This window comes from Vibrio sp. (assembly GCF_984391705.1).
Map to the genome: position 1 here is coordinate 1 of NZ_CFHWOM010000157.1, position 1,459 is coordinate 1,459.

2 protein-coding genes are annotated in these 1,459 nt (G+C 39.1%); both read left to right on the forward strand.

The window, feature by feature from the left end:
• Nucleotides 1-497: 497 nt before the first annotated feature.
• Nucleotides 498-1,118 carry a LysE family translocator gene (locus AC4MRV_RS22100; RefSeq protein ID WP_491189413.1) on the forward strand — a complete coding sequence of 207 codons (621 nt, stop codon included), beginning with the start codon at nucleotides 498-500 and terminating at the stop codon, nucleotides 1,116-1,118.
• A gap of 30 nt (nucleotides 1,119-1,148) precedes the next feature.
• On the forward strand, nucleotides 1,149-1,415 hold the full coding sequence (locus tag AC4MRV_RS22105) for a hypothetical protein (RefSeq protein ID WP_491189414.1): 267 nt from the start codon (nucleotides 1,149-1,151) through the stop codon (nucleotides 1,413-1,415).
• The last annotated feature ends 44 nt before the right edge of the window (nucleotides 1,416-1,459 follow it).

Consider the following 1,459-nt stretch of genomic DNA (forward strand, 5'->3'; position numbering starts at 1 on the left):
AGATTACTAAGTTAAAATGTAAACCATCATATATTCAATCACTTAGGTGATTTTTCATCTACGTTACATTTGCAAGTAGTTTAAGATCATCTTTCTTTACTTAACTAATAAATCTCAATCAAATCATTAGATAAATACCTTCAAAGCTTATACTACCAAATGTTAAATATATCATTTACTTACCTATAAATAAATTAGGAATAGCGAGTTCAACTTTGACCTTTACTGATAAAAAAGAAATCTATTTAATTAACAATAAACACCAAAAATATGATTCGATTTTATAAATAGAAACACAGAGACTAATCCATTCTTGCCATTATTTGGTGCAAAGGCGCACTTATATGTCGCACGCATTTAATTGCTATTTAGATTTTATTAAATAGCTGAATGTTAGCCCTATACTACCCATGACTATTTTCTTTAAAGGTGGCATTGAACGTCACTTTGCACTATCTTTGAGCCCTAACTCCTAAATTACATAATCATCAATATTCATGAATGCCGCTTTACTAACCATGTTCATTCCTACCTTCTTCTTTGTTTCGATCACGCCTGGGATGTGTATGACCCTTGCTCTCACATTAGGAATGAGTATTGGGTATCGCCGAACCCTATGGATGATGGCTGGTGAACTGGTTGGCGTGGCACTGGTGTCTGTCTCTGCGGTATTGGGCATCGCTGCAATAATGCTGAATTATCCTTGGTTATTTACCGCCCTTAAATTAATTGGTGGTAGCTACCTTCTCTATTTAGGTATCGAAATGTGGCGCTCACGAGGCAAACTCGCCATCAACGTTGAGAATGTTGATGTTCCGACCAGTGGCAACTGGGATTTGGTTTTACAGGGCTTTGTCACCGCAATCGCCAACCCTAAAGGTTGGGCGTTTATGATTTCCCTTCTGCCGCCTTTTATCAATCAAAATGCCGCTCTTGCGCCTCAGCTGATCGTACTTGTTTCGATTATTCTGATGTTCGAGTTCATTTGTATGTCGCTTTACGCCACAGGTGGCAAAGGCTTGAAGCGTTTACTGGGGCAATCAAAAAACGTCCGCTTGATGAACCGTATTGCTGGCACCTTGATGATGGGTGTGGGTGTTTGGCTGTTGATGAGCTAAGGAAAGCGTTTTCGATAGAAAGTCCGAGTTATGAAGAAAATTTTAGATAAGATCAAACAGGCGATCGGTGATGTATTGGATTTCCATGCTCGAGTATGGGTAGTAAATGTCTACACTGGTGAACACAAAGGAGAATCTTATGTGGTCAATGAGGACAGCTTCTCTGAGTCGTTACAGTGGATGAAAAAGAAAGGCTATAAAGATTCCATGCTCACCAAAGTAGAATCAATGAAGCGGTCTCAGGTTATTGAGTTTGATTTGGGCTCAGTCAAACATCGACTGATGAGAGTAAAATAATGCCCTCTTCTACTTCGTTTCTCGTTTCTCGTTTCTCGTTTCTC

Coding starts and splice junctions, on each gene's coding strand:
- AC4MRV_RS22100 (WP_491189413.1), top strand. CDS start 498: ATGAATGCCGCTTTACTAACCATGTTCATTCCTACCTTCTTCTTTGTT.
- AC4MRV_RS22105 (WP_491189414.1), top strand. CDS start 1,149: ATGAAGAAAATTTTAGATAAGATCAAACAGGCGATCGGTGATGTATTG.